Here is an 18,181-nt window from a genome sequence, read left to right as displayed (position 1 = left end):
TACCATGCAGGGCCTCGGCGGCAGCGACCGCTACTATGTCGACAATGTCGGCGACGTTGTCGACGAGAGCGCCGCCGGCTCCAGTGGCTTCGATGTCGTCTGGTCGAACCTGTCCATCAATTTTGCCGATACGCTCCACTTCAAAGGCGCGATCGAGGCCGCGCGTCTGACCGGCACCGGAGCGGTCAGCGTCACGGGCAACGGCCTCGGCAACACGCTCATCGGCAATGACTCCGCCAATACCCTTGCCGGCGGCTTCGGCATGGACACGCTCACCGGCGGCGGGGGTGCTGACATCTTCTTCTTCAACACTGCGCCCGGTGCCGGCAACGTCGACACAATTACCGATTTCTCCGTCCCGGACGACACCATTTTCCTGCAAAACAGCATCTTCACGGCACTTGCGACCGAAGGGCCGCTGGCCGCGGCTGCCTTCGTGATCGGCGCAGCCGCCACCACCGCGGCCCAGCACATCATCTACAACTCCGTCACGGGCGCGCTCAGCTACGATGTCGATGGCAACGGAGCCGGCGCTGCAGTCCAGTTTGCCACCCTCGGCACTGGTCTCGCGATGACCAACAACGACTTCTACGTGGTCTGAGCGGCAATTGATCGTCGGTCTTCGTCGACCGAATTACCGACGTCCCTTCATTCCGGTCGTTGTAGCGACCGAGGAGAGTTCCCTTGATGCGTGCCCTGCCCGAGCATGGCCATCGGGATGTGCTCGGCACCGCTTTGCGCAGCTGTGCCGGGCCTCTGGTGGCGGTCTGTCTGTTCTCGGCCGTGCTCAATGTGCTCGGCCTGACAGGCTCGCTCTACATGCTGCAGGTCTACGACCGGGTTCTGCCGTCGCGCAGCATCCCGACCCTTGTGGCACTGACGATCATGGTCGTCGGTCTTTACCTGGCCTTCGGCCTCCTCGACTTCGTCCGCCTCCGGCTTCTGGTGCGCATCGGCAACCGCTTCGACCAGCAGCTGCATGCGCTGGTCTTCAGGCTTTCGCTTGTTCTTCCACTTCGTAGTGGCCTCGACGAAGCCCGGATGCAGCCGACGTCGGATCTCGACCAGATCCGCAGCTTCATGTCCGGCTCAGGTCCCTCGGCCTTCTTCGACCTGCCCTGGCTGCCCTTTTATCTCCTGCTCATCTACATGCTGCATCCGATGCTGGGCGTGCTTGCAACTCTCGGTGCGCTCGTCAGCGTCGCAGCCACGGTGATCGCGGATCTCCTGTCACGTGCACCAGCACGGCGCGCCACAGAGGCCATGGTGGCTCGCAAGATCCAGGCGGATGCCGCCCGCCGCAACGCCGAAGTCGTGCAGGCGATGGGCCTCGGCGCGCGGCTGTCGGAGCGGTGGGCTTCGCAGAGCCGCACGTTCCTGGCTGATCAACGTCGCATATCGGACGTCGTCGCATCGACCGGCACCCTGTCGCGCACGCTGAGGATGATGCTGCAGTCGCTGATGCTGGGCCTCGGCGCCTACCTGGTGATCGAGAACGAAGCGTCGGCCGGCGTCATCATTGCCTCCTCGATCATGCTGTCGCGGGCTTTGGCGCCGGTTGATACAGCGATCAGCAGCTGGCGTAGCTTCGTCAATGCACGGCAAAGCTATGCGCGGCTGAAGCGTCTGCTCGCCGTGCCCATGGCACATCACCCAACGACGGTACTTCCCGCACCCAAACGCACGCTCAGTGTCGAAACACTGAGCGTTGCCGCTCCTGGTCAGCAGAAAGTGCTGATCCAGAACATCGGCTTCACCCTGTCTGCGGGCAGCGGCCTTGGGATTGTCGGCGCAAGCGGCTCCGGAAAGTCGACACTGGCGCGTGCGCTCGTCGGCGCCTGGGCACCGGCCCGCGGCAAGGTGCGTCTTGACGATGCGGCACTCGATCAGTGGGATCCGGACGCGCTCGGGCGTCACATCGGCTATCTGCCGCAGGACATCGAACTCTTCGACGGCTCGGTCGCCGACAATATCAGCCGGTTCGACGAGGCGGCGACGCCATCCGCCGTTCAGGCGGCAGCCCAGGCCGCCGGCATCCTGCCGATGATCCTGCGTCTGCCACAGGGCTTTCAAACGCGTATCGGCGAGGAAGGCGTCGCGCTGTCCGCCGGCCAGCGTCAGCTCGTCGGCATAGCACGCGCGCTCTATGGCGATCCGTTCCTGGTGGTTCTCGACGAGCCGAACTCCAACCTCGACGGCGATGGCGAGGCGGCACTGTCGAAGGCCATCGCCAGCGTCCGTCAACGTGGCGGCATCGTTGTCGTGGTCGCGCACAGACCGTCCGCACTGGCAGGTCTCGATCATCTTCTTTTCATGGTCGATGGAACGATGCAGGCCTTCGGCCCGCGTGACGAGGTCCTCGCCAGGATCATCCGCCCTGTGCCGGCCGCCGCGAACGCCGCGACGGCATCCTCGGCTGCGGCCGCGCCGCTTGGCGACGACCGGGCTCAGGTCGTCGTGCCGCTGCATGAGCGACGCTGACATGAACGCCACCACCCTCACCTCGTCCAGCAATGCTCCGGTGCAGGCGAGAGATGGCATTCGTGGCACCTGCCTTCTCGGAGGCGGCGTCACGCTGCTGCTGCTCTGTGGGCTCGGCGGCTGGGCAGGCACGACGTCACTGGCGGGCGCCGTGGTTTCGGCAGGAACGGTCGTCGTCGAGAGCAATGTGAAGAAGGTGCAGCACCAGACCGGCGGCATCGTCGGGACCATTCTGGTCCATGATGGCGATAGGGTCAGAGCAGGACAGGTCCTGGCCCGGCTGGATGAAACGGTTACCCGGGCCAACCTGCAGATCGTCAGCCAGCAGCTCGATGCCGCCGCCGTCCGGAAGGCCCGCCTGCTTGCGGAGGCCACCGGAGCATCGTCCATCACTCTGCAGCCCGCCATGGCGCAACGCGCTTCGGAACCCGGACTGATGGCGTTGCTGACGGGTGAGCGGGCGCTTCTGGACAGCCGCAGGCGATCCACCGCCGGGAAAGAGGCCCAGCTGGCGACGCGCGAGCGCCAGTACCAGGATCAGATCGTCGGGCTGAATGCGCAGAAGCAGGCGACGGACGAGTCGCTTCGTCAGGTCGATAGCGATCTTGCCACCGTGGAGTCGTTGTACCGGCGCAAGCTCATGCCGCTGGAGCGGGTGAGTTCCCTGCGCATCGAGGCGACGCGTCTGCGCGGCGAAGCGGGACGCCTGATCGCCGCGGTTGCCGAAATCGAGGGGCGGATCAGCGAGACGCGGCTGCAGCAGCTTCAACTCGGCGAGGAGATGCGCAAGGAGGTCAACACCGACCTGCGGGAAACGGAGACGACGCTTCTGGAACTCGTTGAGCGCAAGCAGATCGCCGATGATCAGCTGGCACGCGCCACGATCCGCGCGCCTCAGGATGGCATCGTGCAGCAGCTTGCCGTCCACACCGTGGGTGGCATCGTTGCTCCGGGCGAAACGCTGATGGAGATCGTACCGGCCAGCGATGCGCTCTCCATCGAAGCACGCATCGCAACGTCGAGCATCGACGACGTCGCGCCGGGGCAGCCCGTCAGCATTCGCTTCTCCGCCTTCGATCGGAACACGACTCCGGAATGCGACGGACACGTCCGGCATGTCTCGGCCGATCTCATCAAGGATCCGGACTACAAGACGGTGTTCTACGAAGCCCGGATCGACTTCAACGACGCCGCCGACTGCCTCAAGGCATCACAGCGCCTTCTGCCGGGCATGCCGGCCGAGGTCTACATCCAAACGGGCGAGAGGGGCGTCTGGTCCTATCTGATGAAGCCGCTGACCGACCAGCTGGCACGGGCGTTCAGGGAGTAATCCGGACCAACTCCCCCGCCTCCGCTGCCTTGCTGCGATTGGCGCGCCACCGATCATAGTGCTTGGCCGCGTTCATACCCGGCACCTCGATGAAGCGGAAGGTGAGAAGCGACAGCGGGATCAGGATTGCCCAAGTCAGCCCAGAGCACAGAAGAAGACCCATCTCCGGCGAGGTTCGGGCAGTGATCTTGGCAAAGAGCCCACCTCTCGATCCATCCGACAGTAGGCCAATGATGGCTGGATGCCAGAGGTAGAGGCTGAAGCTCGCGCGTCCGAGCGCTGTGGTCAGGCGGTTGACTAGGAAGCCTCCCCCGCCCGTTGCCAGACCGAAAACGACGAACGACAGTCCAGTCGCCATCAACAGCTTAGCGGGTAGCGACTGATCGAGCGAGGGGATGTAAGGCAGCATCCTCCAGACGATGACGCTGAGGAGATGTGCAGCAAACAGCGGCACCGCAGCGACGATACCGATGCCGGCCACCAGGATCAGGTTCGCCACCGCTTCACTGATGCGGCCCCGCCACCGCACCCATAAGAAGAACAGTACAACGCCGAAACCGAAGTAGAAAAGGTAGGACAGGATGAAAAACTGCGCAAAATTAGCCGAGAGGCCCGCGAAATCCTTCGAGCCAGAGCGCCAGAGCTGCGCTAGGAAGATGGTGATCAGCGCAAAAACAACGGCACTTCGGAGCGAATTAACCGCGATGAGAATCATCGGCAGAAGGAGATAGAACATCATCTCCACACCGATCGACCATGACGCCCAGACGAGACCACCGGTATGCTGTGGTATGACGTTAAAGATGAACAGGGCGGAGACGATGATCTGCACCACATCCGGCGTTTTGCCGAATTCGAAGTATAGATAGACTGAGTAGTATAGCAGCATAAAATAGAACAGCGGAGCGATGCGGAAGAAGCGCCTGTTCGCATACGTGCTGATCTCGTCTGCCGTCCGCAGACGGTTCGAGTACCCGATGCATAGGCCGAAGGCGCTGATCACGAAGAAAAGCGGGACGCCGATGCCGAAATTGTTGGGGATGAAGGTAAGGTAAGGGCCGACCTCGAGCTTCGGCATGCGCACGGTGTGGAAGAAGACGATCAATGCCGCTGCATAGAAACGTCCCGCCTCCAGGCCGATCAGACGATGGTGCGCTTTGACCGACTGCGTTGACAGGTCGACCTTCGCACCCTGTGATGGCACTCCCGATTTGCTCATCGCCGCCAGCCTTCCATCAGAGCGTCGACGACGCCTCGATTCTAAGATCCCAACAATAGCAACGATGGAGGCTGCGAGCCTAGCGGGATCGCGCAGTGGTACGAACGTTTATGGCGATGCGTCTTGGCATACGCAGGAGCGCAGCTGATCCGCAGGATGTATCTGTACGCCTTCGGCACCGCTGCGTTATGTCTCTTGCCATCAAGTCAGTACATTGATCATTCTCAGGAACCCTTGAGCTCCCTCGCGGTAAGAGGTGGCCGCAACTTCAGCTAGTGTCGTTCCCATGCGTCTGATTTTTCACGTTGGTGCTCATAAGACCGGAACGTCCGCAATTCAGGCCTTCCTCAGCAAGAACCGTGACGAACTCGCCGTTCAGGGCATCTGGTATGCTCCCTCGGCGGGGCACATGAACCACTCGCCCCTTGCGCAGGACTTTCAGCGCAGCGGACAAGCGGGCTCGGCTGCGATTCACGAATGCATCGAAGATGGCGAGCGGGCAGGATGCTCGACGATTCTCTTCAGCTCCGAATGCTTCAGCGAGCACCCCTTCCGCGAAGTCGCGTTCCAGGAGTCACTGCGCGGACTTGAGACTCTAGTCATCGGCTATGTTCGCAGACCGGATGATATCGTCATCTCAGCTTACAACGAAATCGTACGCGACAGTACGCATCGCTGGACCGACAGCCTCGATGCCAAGCTCCCCTATGATCCGACTTACATCAGCATATTCAAGCGATGGATAGGCCCGGGCAAGCCATGGCGCTTCATTGTGGCACCGTATGATCAGGATCAGTGGGTCGGTGGAACCCTCTTGAGCGATTTCAGCGTGATGATCGGAGCGGATCCGAGTTCGATGAAGCAGGAGATCGACAGGGACGCGGCGAACAGGAGTCTTCCCGCCCCGCTTATCGAGGTGATGCGGGCGATCAACCGCATCGGCTTGTCCGACGACCATCATCGTGCCGTTGTGCAGGCCATGTATCGCGCGTCTGAAGATAGCCCTCATCTATATGAGGTGGACGACGGGATCAGTGATGCGCGGAGAGCCGCCTACCGGAAATCCTTCGAGTCCGTCGCCGTACTGTTCCGTCCGCACTACCGCCCGGGCTTCAACGAGGATTTCATGATCGCCTGAGCGGTCGACCCTTGCGTAGCCCTGGCGCTTGCGAGACGCAGGGCGAGGGTATGTATGCTCCGAGCCATGACGTTGCGGCTGGCCGCTGCCAACAGATTCTCGCGGCGGCATCTCGGCAGCGTTGGGTCCCATCGACCTGATCATCCGAAGGCTTGCCGTTACAGACGCGAACCTGTTCCGTGATTGACGTTGAACAGGTTGGTGTGGTTGTTCTTGCTCCGTCGATCCAGTGAGGGCGCATCAGTTGCAAGAGTTTAGTCGTACTATCGTTCGGCGGGTGGAAGACGAGATCGCGGCGACCAGTTCTGTCGACGAGATCCTCGGCAAGCTTCGTGCGTTGAGCCTCGACGATTTCGGACGCTTGATGTTCTCGCTCCCCGATCCGGCGCTGCCGAAAATTTCAGCCAAGCTGCCAGCGATGGCTCCGGAGACGGTTCAGAAGAGTTGGACGGGCGCGTCTGGCCACGAGCTGCTGCGGCAAACTCTCGCCTTCACCAAGCAGCTCGAGACGAATGTCGTGCGCCATAGGCGCAGGCCGCTGCAGGATCTTCGCGTTCTTGACTTCGGATGCGGCTACGGCCGCTTCATCCGCATGCTCTACTACTATACGTCGCCGTCACGCATCTGGGGTCTAGATGCGTGGGATCGGTCCCTCGCGACTTGCTATGAGGCAAACGTGCTTGCCAACTTGGCTCAGTCCGATCGGGTCCCGACGTCGCTTCCGGTCAACGATGTAAAGTTCGATCTCGGCTTTGCTTTCTCGGTCTTCACGCACCTCTCGCCTAGTACTGCCGTGTCAGCTCTAGCAGCCATCCGCAAGAGCATAGAGGTGGGCGGCCTCTTCATAGCGACCATACGCCCAGTGGAGTTCTGGCCCTTCATCGACAAAAATCGCGGTACAACGCATTCGGAGCGCCTGATGGCGGAGCACCGCGATCACGGCTACGCCTATCTTCCTCACAATGGTCCAGAGGGCGAGACCTATGGTGACTTCTCCACGACGCCGGCATTCTTCGATCGTCCCGGCTGGGAAGTCCTCGGTTACGACAGCACGGTTATGGACGAATTCCAGACCTCGGTGATCCTCCGCGCAGTCTGAGCACAGCGCGGAGAGTCAAAACATAAAGTCGAGCTTGTGGCCGGTTTCACATTGTATCGCTGCAGGCGATCTTTCAGCCTCACGGTTGACTGCAGCGAGAGAGCCGAACGCCCTGAAGGGTAGAGCCGTTCGTGCGTTATCTCCACATTGTCGCGGTGTGCGATCCGGTTTGGCCAGACTGTCTCACACACTTCGCTGTGTCGCAGGCTGGAGAATCTTCTTCTCCGCTCCGCGCAGCCAGCAATGGGTATGCTCCAGACCCGCCTGCAGTGAAAGCCGAGGCTGCCAGCCGAGTTCGTTCTTGATGCGGCCGATATCGAGGACGTTGCGTCTCACATCGATGCCGCGCGCCGGTCGGAAGACCAGATCGGCCGGGGTGCCGACTATCGTGCCGATCATTCCTGCGAGTTCCACCACCGTGGTGCCGCGCCCTGACCCGACATTATAGACGCGCCCGGGTGCGGCACCTTCACCGATCGCGATCAACGCCGCCACGGCGTCATCGACATGGACGAAGTCGCGGATATTGCCGCCGTCGCCCCAGATCTCGATCGTTCGTTTGTTGGCGACGCGATCGAACAGCGCCGCAACGACGCCCTGCCCCGTCGTCGTCTTCTGCCACGGGCCGTATGGGTTGGCGATTCGGGCGATGGCGTAGTCGGTCGAGTGCACTCGGCCGTAGAGCGCGAAGTATTTTTCGATCGCCAGTTTGACGATCCCATAGGAGGAGATCGGCTCGGTCGGATGCGTTTCCGCGATCAGCTCGGCCGAAGGCTGCCCGTACACCGTACCGCCGGATGATGCGAAGACCCAACGGCAGGCAAGGTCTTTGGTTTCCTCCAGCAGCGCAGCCGTTGCTCCGGCATTGGCAGCAAGCTCCGTCGCCGCCGCGGCGGTGTCGGCGGATGGCCGCGACGAGCTGACGAGATGAAAGACGAGCGCACTCCTCATCGCATCGAGGAGAGCGGCTGGCGGCCCCACGAAATCGCCCAGGATCACGCGGCACGCAGGCGGCCAGTGCGGCGACTGCGACCGCGCAAAACACGTCACGTCGTAGCCTGCCGCAATAAGCGCATGCGCGAGATTGATCCCGATGAAGCCGGACGCTCCAAGGATCACGGCACGGCTTTGCGGCCGCTCGACGGACACCATCATCAGGCCGAAAGCTTCAAGTCGTCAGCGATGTCGAGATAGGTGCGGACATGCTCGCGATAGGCTTGCGCGATCTCGCCTGTTTCCGGGGAGACGTCGACCAGTGAACGTGCGATCGTCTGCGCGCTCACGACCTCGGCGAGATGACGTTCGGCCATGCCGGACCGCGTCACACTCTGCGCATGCCGGCGGTGCGAGTTCAGCGCCTTGTGGCTGAAGCGGATTTTCCCCTGCAGCAGGACCTGCATGTAGAGCACCCAGTCGCCCGCGATGCGATATTCGTAGAGGCCCTCGCCCACCGTCTCAAACGCGCTCTCCAGCGCCGCGCGGCGGAAGAGGACGCCGCTGACATTGGGGATGACGTTCTTGACCGCCAGAGCTTGGGCGATCTCGTCACGCCCGTCATGCACGTAATCCGCCGTCCAGGCATCAGAGATGTCCGACGTGTAGGCGAGGTAATCGGGTGCAAGCACCTTGCCTGTGCCATCGACCTGACGCGACTGGCTGAAGGCGAGCACGATCTTCGGGTCGCTGAACGAGGGCACGAGTTCGGCGAGAAAGTCCTCGTCGGCGAAATCGTCGGCCTCGGCGATCCAGACGACATCGCCGCGGCAGCGCGACAGTCCCTTCTGCCACTGGCGGAACACCGAGCCGGAGTTTTCCTCGTTCACCACCAGTTGCCAGTCGATCCCGGGATGGTCGGCGAAGAAGCGGCGTATGACGGCAAGGCTGTCGTCGCTCGATCGATCATCGAGGACGATGATCTCGTAGATCGGGAAGCTCTGGCGCACGATGCTGCTCAGCCGCTGTACCAGATGATGGGCATAGTTGTAGTTCGGCACCACGACGGAGACGCGCGGCATCCCGTTGGCATAATGGAGAAGGTCATAGTTGTACTGCCGCAGCGAAGCCCCCGGCGTGTCCTCGGCGGATCGTCCATTCTCCAGCAGCGAGATCACATTCGCCGCGAAGTCATCGGTGTCGAAGGCCTGCGCCAAGCGACCGCCTCTCTCGACGATGAAGTCGCTACCGCCTGAAGCGCCGGCGAAGGCAACGACAGGAACGCCGACCTCGGCCGATTCCAGGATGACGTTGGGGAACGGGTCTTCACGCGAGGTCAGCGCGTAGACGGATGCCCCGGCATAATAGGCCATCGGCTCCTTGTCGAAGCCGATGAACAGAACACGGTCTTCGAGGCCCAGCGCGGCGATCCGCGAGCGGACAAGGTCTTCCATCTCGCGCTCGGTGTGTCCGACCCAGATGAAGACCGTCTGAGGGCGCGCCGCAATTACCTTGGCGGCGGCCTCCACCAGGAGATCCGGCCCCTTGCGATGATCGACATAGCCGACGCTGACGACGATTTCAGTGTCCGACGGCAGTCCATGACGTTCGCAGACAAGCCGCCGCGCTTCCTCGTTGCGTCCCTTATAGGGATTGGGACGCAGCACCCCTTGTGGCCGGATGACCACCTTGCCCGCTTCGATCGGCACGATCTCCTGGAAGCGCTGGCTGACGAGGTCTGCGGCAAAGACGACGATGTCCGCCTCGCGAGCCACGGCTTCGGCATTCGCCTCCTGCTTCATGTCGCGGATAACGCCCGGCATCTCGTGGATGAGGCTCACCACACGGAAGCCGAGAGCCTTCAGCTCGGGCACGATCGCGCCGCTGACCACCGTGTTGACGATGGCGTCGGCGGCCCCTGCAGCCCGCGCCTCGGCGAGGAACTGTGCGCGTTCGGCCGGCGAGGCCGATCCCGCGTGGAGGAAGTGTCCCTGACGGGCGAAGTCGCCGAGCAGCGGCCCTTCACCGAGCGATACGATGTAGAGGTCGAACCCATCGGCCTTGAAGGCGCGCGCCATCGCCAGTGCCAGGAACTGCGCCCCATGCGGATGAGCGTCATGGGTGACCAGCAGGAGCGCGCCCCGCGCTTGGTTTGCCTGTTCCAGGACGTTGCGGACAGCCTGCAGATAGGCAAAGCCGTAGCGCTGGTCCGGCTCGAGATGCGCACCCTCGGCCCATTCGTTCCAGGCGTTCACGAAGACTAGCCGCTCGCTCGGCTTATCGAAGCGGCGCAGCGTGTCGGCGACCGCATTGCCGAACCACTCCTCAAATAGAGCCGGCGAACTGTTGGCGAAGACCGTACCCTTGTTCTTGCGACGCGCCGTGTTGTCCCAGGCCGGGCAGACGCTGCGGAACAGAGTGTACTCCGGAGCCGCGTAGCTGCGGCTGCGCTCCGGAAAGATCTCCCAGTCGTAGATCTTGGTGGCAAAATCCGGAACGAGGGGCGTTGCCGACGTCGTAATGTCCGGCGGCATCGAGTTGTTGGGTGGGAACTCGACCGCAGCATCGAAGCCGTAGAGGGCCGGATCGGCGGATTCGAACGACTGCGTATAGGCCAGGAAGATTTCGCCGATGCCGTTCTCGCGGCACCAGTCCCGCCAGCGGCCCGCCGTCGCGGCAGGCTCCGGCAGGAGGCTTGGCCGGTAGACCAGCAGCACGGGCTTACCGTCGACGCGAATGTTGCGGGGATCGCGCAGATAATCCGAGACATGCGCGATGAAGGCGAGGTCATCCTCGGGCGAGTGGTCCTGGGCCATCAGGATCTCGCTTTCGAGTCCGTCCCAGCGCCGGCTCCAGTTCTCGTTCGCCCAGCACAGGCAGAAGGGTAGATCGAGTTCGGAACTCGCGAGATAGTTCTGCGTCGGCGTTTCCAGCAGCAGCTTGCCGGCAAACCAGTAAAAGTAGAAGCAGAAGCCTCCGATGCCGTAGAGCTTTGCAAGCTCCACCTGCCGCCGCTGCGTCTCGCTGTCGCGCAGATCGTAGTAGCCGAGATAGGAGTCCGGCACGTGCGGCTGGTAGTGGCCCTCGAACTGCGGTACCGCCGGGCGCACATTCGTCCACTCGGTGAAGCCCTCGCCCCACCAGCGATTGTTCTCAGCGATCGGATGGAACTGTGGGAGGTAGAAGCAGACGACATTGACCGGCGCATCGCGCAGCGGCTCAGCCGTGGTGATCGGCACATAGTTCGCCGTCTCGATCTTCAAGCCGCGCTCGCGCGCTGCCATTCCGCTGAGGTCCAGCGTTTGGGCCCGTGCAGCCGATTGACGCAACGCGCCCGTCAACCCCCGTACGCCGCTTCGCCGCAGCATCGACAGGCCCTGTCGCAGCGTGCTGGTGAGCCCGATACCCCGTTCGCGCCGCGCCGCCATAACCTGGCTGGCCAGGTTCATGTAGTGCTGGATTCGCGGCAACAATCGCAGGCGGGCATTGCCGAATACGATCTCGCCGGGACGCTCGCTCGGGTCGAACCGCAGCGCCACGGCGCCGTTCGGCAGCGTGAGGCGCGCGACAAAGCGCTTCGGATCACTCGAGACACTCGTCAGGAGAGCAGCCTCGTTCTCGCTGTAGCCGTGTCCGCTGTCGATATAGAGCTTTGGCCGGTAGAGCTTCTCATGCCCCTCCGGCGTCTCGATGGTCAGGCGATAGTGGCCGCGATGCAGCCGGATTCCGCCGCTCCAGCCGAGGACCATTTGAGGGTCGACGCCCTTCATCGTCCAGCGCACGGCCGGACCGCCCTGATCCACCGCCTCGATGTCCTGGGACGCATGAAGGCCGACGCGACGGCCGAAATGGCTGCGAATGCGCGACGCGGCCCGCTTGGTCTGCCGCCACGGGAAGCCGATTCGCCACCATATGCTGTGTCGCAGGCGATCCAGCTCGGCTTGTGTGGCCGCTCGAGCGCGCTCCGCGACGTGAAGATGATGCGCATGTTCGCCAGCCAAGCGCTCCACGTCGGCCTGACGATCCGCCAATTCCTTGGTCAGCGCAGCGAACTCGATCTCGAAATGCGCCCTGGCAAAGGCAAGATCCGCCTCCAAGGCCGATCGCCTGGCGATCTCTCTCTCGAGTTCGCCACCCATCGCCGTCAATTGCTGTCGAAGCTCATCGACCTCGACCGTGCGCGCGACAATGTCGCCCGCAAGTCGAACTGCTTCCGCTTCGCGCGTGGCGTGGGCGGTGCGAAGCCGGCCCATCTCGTCGCCGAGCTCAGCGATCCGCAGCTCGGACGTCTCCAAAGCGGCCGATCGCTTGGCGAGCTCAGCCGACAGTGACTCCTTCTCAGACCTGGCCAGCGCGAGCGCCGCGTCACGCTCGGCAAGTGCCGCCACACGCTGCTCGGCGTCCTGATTGCCACGGTCCAGACGCTCTTCGATCTCGTCGCGGGCTGCCTTTGCGGCCTCGACTGAGGCCTGGAGCTCTGCCAGGTCGCCTTCCATCCGCTTCAGCACCTCGGCATGAGATGCATCGCGGACCGCCAACTCGTCATACAGCGCGGCGCCGAAGAGCGGGGCGGCCGCGTCAAACTCGCTGCTAATCCGGTCCAGCGTCGCCATCGCACCCGCAGCGGTCGGATCGGTCTCGAACTCCATGAGTGCGGCGTAGGCATCCTTGATCCAGCCGGCGATATCGGCGCGCTGCTGCAATTCGTCCTTGCTTGCACGATGGTGCCGAAGGTCGTCCTGCAGGAAGGCCTCGATCTCGCCCTGCGCCGCGTCCGGTGCGATCGGCCATTCCAGCCCGGCGTCGCGCGCTACCTTATCAACTGTCGAGCGCCAGTCCGCCATCAGCGCTTCGAAGGACAGGAAGGCGCGAGGCAAGCCACGCGTCGCCTTCTCCGCTTCCAGCGTGTGGCGCAGCCACAGGAGGCTGGCAAAGGCCGTTGTCATTCTGTCGCGGGTCTGAAGCGACTGAATGACGTCGATCGGATTGCGATGCGGCAAGACCCAGCGCGCGGTAAACCCGTGCTCCCGAAGGAGCTCGGCATACAGTCCGGCAAAGCGAGCGATCCGGGGCTCTTTCAGGATAATCGGGCCTCCGCCGGGGTAGTTTTCTTCGACCGTGCGCCAGATCTCGCCGCGATAGGCCTCGGTTCGATCCACGCCGAGCTTGCCCAGCTCGAACACGCGCCAGTCGTCCCAGCGGCTACCGGCTTCGATCAACATGCGGTCGTGGAGCCGCATCAGGTCGATCGGCTCCCAATGCCCGGCCGGGTTGGTCGGGTTGGCTTCAATCAGGCGACTGGGCAGGGCGTAGCCGAGAAGACTGAGCACGCGCGTGAGCGCGCTCGTTCCCGAGCGATGCATGCCGAGAACGACGATCGCCGTCCGGCCGTTCGTCGTGACGGCCTCGCTCCGGATGTCTTCGATGCCTTCGGATGTGCTCATGATCGTCCCGGTCATCTCGTCAACCTGCCGATGCGCAGCAAAGCACCAGGCAGCAACGTTGCAGGTGGATAGCCTTCATCGAAGCACCGGCCAAGCGCTTCCGCCGGCCGGCGGCATCGTTACATCCCCCGCGGCCGAAGCCAACAGCCGGAGCTTCCTAGGCTGATATCGCCTCATCAGGCGGGAGCACCGCCGAAGGCCACGAAGTGCGGATTGGCGAAGTCGCAGTCCCCGGCCTGATGGCGCTTACCATACACTAGCGGACGTCCGTCCAGCGTCGTGGTCGAACCGCCAGCTGCACGCAGCACGGCGTCGCCGGCCGCCGTGTCCCATTCCATCGTGCGGCCGAGACGCGGATAAAGATCGGCCTCCCCCGCCGCCACGACGCAAAACTTCAACGACGAGCCGACCGAAACGCAATCGGCCACCTCATAGCGGGCGAGATAGGTGTCCGTTTCCGGCGTGCGATGCGAGCGGCTCGCGACGGCGGCGATCTGCGACGGCCTTGCCCTCACCGTGATCGCCCGCCTGTCCGCGACGGCACCGTCCGGTCCGATCGTCGCCAGAAAGGCTTCACCGGCACTGCCGCTGTAGAGGACGCCGCGGGCCGGCGCGTAGACCACGCCGAGGACAGGAACGCCCTCCTCAATCAGCGCAATGTTGACGGTGAAATCGGCGCGCCCTTCAACAAATTCGCGCGTCCCGTCGAGCGGGTCGACAAGGAAGAACTGCCCGTCGATCTCCGTCGGCACATCGCCCGCCGCCGTTGCCTCCTCAGCAACGACGGGAACGGTAGGCGCCAGCGCGGCAAGCCCCTCGAGGATGAGCGCCTCGGCCTGCTGGTCGGCTTCGGTGACCGGCGAGGCGTCCGCCTTAAGGCAGATGCTGATCCCACCGTCGCGCACGGCGAGGATCGCCTGCCCGGCGGCAATGGCTAAGGACTCGACGGCGGCAAGGTTCACTGCGACTGCGTCCATCAGATCACGCCTCTCCAACGCAGTTCGGTCTCGATCGCTTCGGCGAGGTCTTCGGGCCGCTGTCCCGTCGTGGAGAGCTTGATCTCCGGCGCCTCCGGCGCCTCATAGGGAGAGTCGACGCCGGTGAAGTTGCGGATCTGCCCGCTCAGTGCCTTGGCATAAAGGCCCTTCGGGTCACGCCGCGCACATTCTTCGAAAGGCGTATCGACGAAGACCTCGATGAACTCGCCGTCCCCCATCAGGTCGCGCGCCATCCGCCGATCGGTTCGGAAGGGCGAGATCAGACAGACCAGCACGACCAGCCCGGCGTCGGCCATCAGCCGCGCCACCTCGGCGACCCGGCGCACATTCTCGACGCGGTCCTCCTCGGTGAAGCCGAGATCCTTGTTGAGGCCGTGGCGAACATTGTCGCCATCGATGATGTAGGTGTGCTTGCCGGCCGCAAAGAGCTTCTTGTCGAGAAGATTGGCGATGGTCGATTTGCCTGACCCGGACAGGCCGGTGAACCACAGGACGGCCGGCCGCTGCTGCTTCTGCTCGGCCCGCTCGCGCCGGCTGATCTCGATCGCCTGCCAGTGGACGTTGGAGGCGCGGCGCAGCGCGAAATCGATCATTCCGGCGCCGACCGTCCGATTGCTGACCCTGTCGATCAGCACGAAGCCGCCGGTCGCACGGTTGGCCTTGTAGGCGTCGAACGCGATCGGCTCCTGCGTGTAGATGTTGCAGACGCCGATCTCGTTCATCTCAAGCGACTTCGCCGCCTCGTGTCCGTGATGATTGACGTCGATGCGATATTTCAGCTCGGTGACCGTCGCTGTCGTCTGATCGGTTTCGGTCCTCAGCAGGTAGGAGCGGCCGGGGATCATCGCATGATCGTCGAACCAGACGATGTGAGCGGCGAACTGATCGGCGACTTCGGGCCGCGCATCCGGCGCGACCAGCATGTTGCCGCGCGACAGCTCCGTCTCGTCATCGAGGACGATGGTGACGGCCTCGCCTTCGCGCGCGCTGGTCCTCAGGCCATCTTGGACGACGATCCGCTTGACGGTGGAGGCGCGGCCGGATTTTGCGACGACGACGGGATCTCCGACGGCGATCCGTCCGCCGGCGATGGTGCCGCAGAAGCCGCGGAAGTCGAGGTTCGGCCGGTTCACATACTGGACGGGGAACCGGAAGGGCTGATCGGCGGCGAAATCCTCGACCGGCACCGTTTCCAGATGCTCGAGCAGGGATGGCCCCTGATACCAGGGCATCGAATCGGAGCGCGCCGTGACATTGTCGCCGTAGCGCGCCGAGATCGGAATCGCGGTGATGCCGGCAAATCCCAGCGCCTCGGCGAAGCTGCGGTATTCGGTTTCGATCCGGTCGAACACGGCACGATCGAAGCCGACGAGGTCGATCTTGTTGACCGCCAGCACGATCCGCCGGATTCCCAGCAGCGATGCGATGAAGCTGTGACGGCGCGTCTGCGGCAGCATCCCCTGGCGCGCGTCCACCAGCACCACGGCAAGGTCCGCAGTGGAGGCCCCGGTCGCCATGTTGCGGGTATATTGCTCGTGCCCGGGCGTATCCGCGACGATGAACTTGCGGCGCTTGGTGGCGAAGAAGCGATATGCGACATCGATGGTGATGCCCTGTTCGCGCTCGGCCTCGAGCCCGTCGACGAGCAATGCGAAGTCGATGTCGTCGCCTGTTGTGCCATGCTTGCGGCTGTCGTTCGCCAGCGCCGACAGCTGGTCCTCGAAGATCAGCTTCGTATCGTAGAGGAGGCGGCCAATCAGCGTCGACTTGCCGTCGTCGACCGAGCCGCAAGTCAGGAAGCGCAGGAGCGATTTATGTTCCTGCTCGCGCAGAAAGGCGGCGATGTCGGCGGCTGCAGGGTCGCCGACGGCGGAATCAAGCCGACCGTCCATGCTCAGAAATAACCCTCGCGCTTCTTCTTCTCCATCGATCCGGCTTCATCCTTGTCGATCAACCGCCCCTGCCGCTCGGACGTCCGTGCGATCAGCATCTCCTGCAGGATAGCCGGCAGCGTTGCCGCCTCGGATTCGATCGCGCCCGTCAACGGGTAACAGCCGAGAGTGCGGAAGCGGACCATCCGCTGCTGCGCCGTTTCGCCTGGCGCGAGCTTCATCCGGTCATCATCCCTCATGATCAGCATGCCATCGCGCTCCACCACCGGGCGCGGTGCCGCGAGATACAGCGGGACGATCGGGATGTTCTCCATCAGAATGTATTGCCAGATGTCGAGCTCGGTCCAGTTCGACAGCGGAAAGACCCGGATCGATTCGCCCCTGGAGATCCGGGTGTTGTAGACCTTCCACATCTCCGGCCGTTGATCCTTCGGATTCCAGCCGTGCTGGGCATTGCGGAAGGAAAAGATACGCTCCTTCGCACGGGACTTCTCCTCGTCCCGCCGGGCGCCGCCGAAGGCAGCGTCAAAGCCATGCTGGTCGAGCGCCTGCCGCAAGCCTTCGGTCTTCATGACATGCGTGTGCACGTTCGAGCCATGGTCGAAGGGATTGATCCCGCGCTTTATACCGTCCGGATTGACATGCACGATGAGATCGAGACCGAGCTCCTGCGCGGTCTGGTCGCGGAAGGCGATCATCTCGCGGAACTTCCAGGTCGTGTCGACGTGCAGAAGTGGGAAGGGTGGCTTGGCCGGATAGAAGGCCTTCATCGCCAGGTGCAGCATCACCGACGAGTCCTTGCCGATCGAATAGAGCATCACTGGCTTGGAAAAGGTCGCAGCGACCTCCCGCATGATGTGGATGGCCTCAGCCTCCAGCCGCTGCAGATGCGTCAATGTCTCTCGCGACACTGGTTGCGACATTCCGTCTGAACCTTCCGCTGTTCGGCAGGCCCTCCTCTGCCGTCGCCGAACCTCAATGGCTGGATTGTGAGCGATCCCATGCCCGAGCTATGGGCGACTAGAGGCATTACGTTGCCACATCAAGGCAGGAGCAGAAAATGTTTGCTCGGATGGATCAGCCGAGAAGCCTTCGCTGACGAGCCCGAGCAATTCAGCGGCAGCCGGACGAGAACTAATCCGGTCATAATTGCCGAGATCAACATCCAGAACCTGAATGGTTAGCTCATATTCGCTGCGACCTCCGGCCGCAGTTGCCGGCATTCCACTGGATTGCAGTTCACCAACAGGTGACTTTTCGCCCGAATGGCAATCTATACAAGAAGATCGTCGCGTCCTGCAGGAGCAAGCACGGACGAAGGCGATGGGATGGAGCAACATGACGATCGAGGAAATCTCAGCAACGTCTCTATCCGGCCGCCAGATCGAGTGCCTGTACTGGGCCGCTCAAGGCAAGACCAGCAACGAGACGGCCATGATCCTTGATCTGTCAGTATTTACGGTCAATAATCACTTGCGAGAAGCCGCAATCCGGCTGAACGCGGCGAATAGGACTCACGCCGTCGCAATGGCTCTACGTCTCGGCATGATCTGCGTTGCGGTGACTTTAGGGAGCGTCGCTCCCATGTCGGATCTTTGCGGCACGAGCTGACCGCCACAGGAGAGCGCATCTTCGGCCCTTCGATAT

The 18,181-nt window shown here is 63.0% G+C and carries 11 protein-coding genes and 1 pseudogene; 6 read left to right on the top strand and 6 right to left on the bottom strand.

The window, feature by feature from the left end; translation table 11 throughout:
* The 3 genes and pseudogenes from C0R46_RS16295 to C0R46_RS16285 form a co-directional block, all read left to right on the top strand.
* Nucleotides 1-601, top strand: a pseudogene (locus C0R46_RS16295) (calcium-binding protein); the annotation flags it as partial.
* An 86-nt stretch (nucleotides 602-687) separates the two neighbouring features.
* Entirely contained in the window at nucleotides 688-2,481 is a 1,794-nt protein-coding gene (locus C0R46_RS16290; protein WP_102960714.1) for a type I secretion system permease/ATPase, read from the top strand.
* Entirely contained in the window at nucleotides 2,468-3,811 is a 1,344-nt protein-coding gene (locus C0R46_RS16285; RefSeq protein WP_102960713.1) for an HlyD family type I secretion periplasmic adaptor subunit, read from the top strand. The genes C0R46_RS16290 and C0R46_RS16285 overlap by 14 nt, the downstream gene beginning before the upstream one ends.
* Here the strand turns inward: C0R46_RS16285 and C0R46_RS16280 are convergent.
* Complete coding sequence (locus C0R46_RS16280; protein ID WP_102960712.1) at nucleotides 3,801-5,030, bottom strand: acyltransferase family protein; 1,230 nt, start codon at nucleotides 5,028-5,030, stop codon at nucleotides 3,801-3,803. The two genes, C0R46_RS16285 and C0R46_RS16280, sit on opposite strands and share 11 nt — an antisense overlap.
* 286 nt (nucleotides 5,031-5,316) lie before the next feature.
* Between C0R46_RS16280 and C0R46_RS16275 the strand changes: the two genes are divergently transcribed.
* Complete coding sequence (locus C0R46_RS16275; RefSeq protein ID WP_102960711.1) at nucleotides 5,317-6,168, top strand: hypothetical protein; 852 nt, start codon at nucleotides 5,317-5,319, stop codon at nucleotides 6,166-6,168.
* 277 nt (nucleotides 6,169-6,445) lie between these two features.
* Nucleotides 6,446-7,267 carry a class I SAM-dependent methyltransferase gene (locus C0R46_RS16270; RefSeq protein WP_102960710.1) on the top strand — a complete coding sequence of 274 codons (822 nt, stop codon included), beginning with the start codon at nucleotides 6,446-6,448 and terminating at the stop codon, nucleotides 7,265-7,267.
* A gap of 183 nt (nucleotides 7,268-7,450) precedes the next feature.
* Here the strand turns inward: C0R46_RS16270 and C0R46_RS16265 are convergent, their stop codons facing one another.
* The 5 genes from C0R46_RS16265 to cysD all read right to left on the bottom strand — a co-directional run bounded on the left by C0R46_RS16265 (nucleotide 7,451) and on the right by cysD (nucleotide 17,457).
* Nucleotides 7,451-8,422: an NAD-dependent epimerase/dehydratase family protein gene (locus C0R46_RS16265; RefSeq protein ID WP_102960709.1), complete on the bottom strand. Its 972-nt coding sequence runs from the start codon at nucleotides 8,420-8,422 to the stop codon at nucleotides 7,451-7,453.
* Nucleotides 8,422-13,644 carry a glycoside hydrolase family 99-like domain-containing protein gene (locus C0R46_RS16260; RefSeq protein WP_157944669.1) on the bottom strand — a complete coding sequence of 1,741 codons (5,223 nt, stop codon included), beginning with the start codon at nucleotides 13,642-13,644 and terminating at the stop codon, nucleotides 8,422-8,424. The genes C0R46_RS16265 and C0R46_RS16260 overlap by 1 nt, the downstream gene beginning before the upstream one ends.
* Before the next feature lie 176 nt (nucleotides 13,645-13,820).
* Entirely contained in the window at nucleotides 13,821-14,621 is an 801-nt protein-coding gene (gene cysQ / locus C0R46_RS16255) for a 3'(2'),5'-bisphosphate nucleotidase CysQ (protein WP_102960707.1), read from the bottom strand.
* A complete protein-coding gene (cysN, locus tag C0R46_RS16250) occupies nucleotides 14,621-16,534 on the bottom strand; it encodes a sulfate adenylyltransferase subunit CysN (RefSeq protein ID WP_102960706.1) in 1,914 nt (637 codons plus the stop codon). Before cysN ends, cysQ begins: the two co-directional genes overlap by 1 nt.
* Before the next feature lie 2 nt (nucleotides 16,535-16,536).
* Complete coding sequence (gene cysD / locus C0R46_RS16245; protein ID WP_102960705.1) at nucleotides 16,537-17,457, bottom strand: sulfate adenylyltransferase subunit CysD; 921 nt, start codon at nucleotides 17,455-17,457, stop codon at nucleotides 16,537-16,539.
* Nucleotides 17,458-17,872: 415 nt separating this feature from the next.
* Here cysD and C0R46_RS20825 point away from each other — a divergent pair, with 415 nt between their 5' ends.
* Nucleotides 17,873-18,145: a helix-turn-helix domain-containing protein gene (locus C0R46_RS20825; RefSeq protein ID WP_157944668.1), complete on the top strand. Its 273-nt coding sequence runs from the start codon at nucleotides 17,873-17,875 to the stop codon at nucleotides 18,143-18,145.
* Nucleotides 18,146-18,181: the final 36 nt, after the last annotated feature.

Origin of the sequence: Mangrovicella endophytica (genome assembly GCF_002893625.1) — a bacterium.
Classification (GTDB): Bacteria; Pseudomonadota; Alphaproteobacteria; order Rhizobiales; family Rhizobiaceae; genus Mangrovicella; species Mangrovicella endophytica.
The sequence above is the reverse complement of the archived record's forward strand: the minus strand, read 5'-3'. Positions and strand labels throughout refer to the sequence as shown.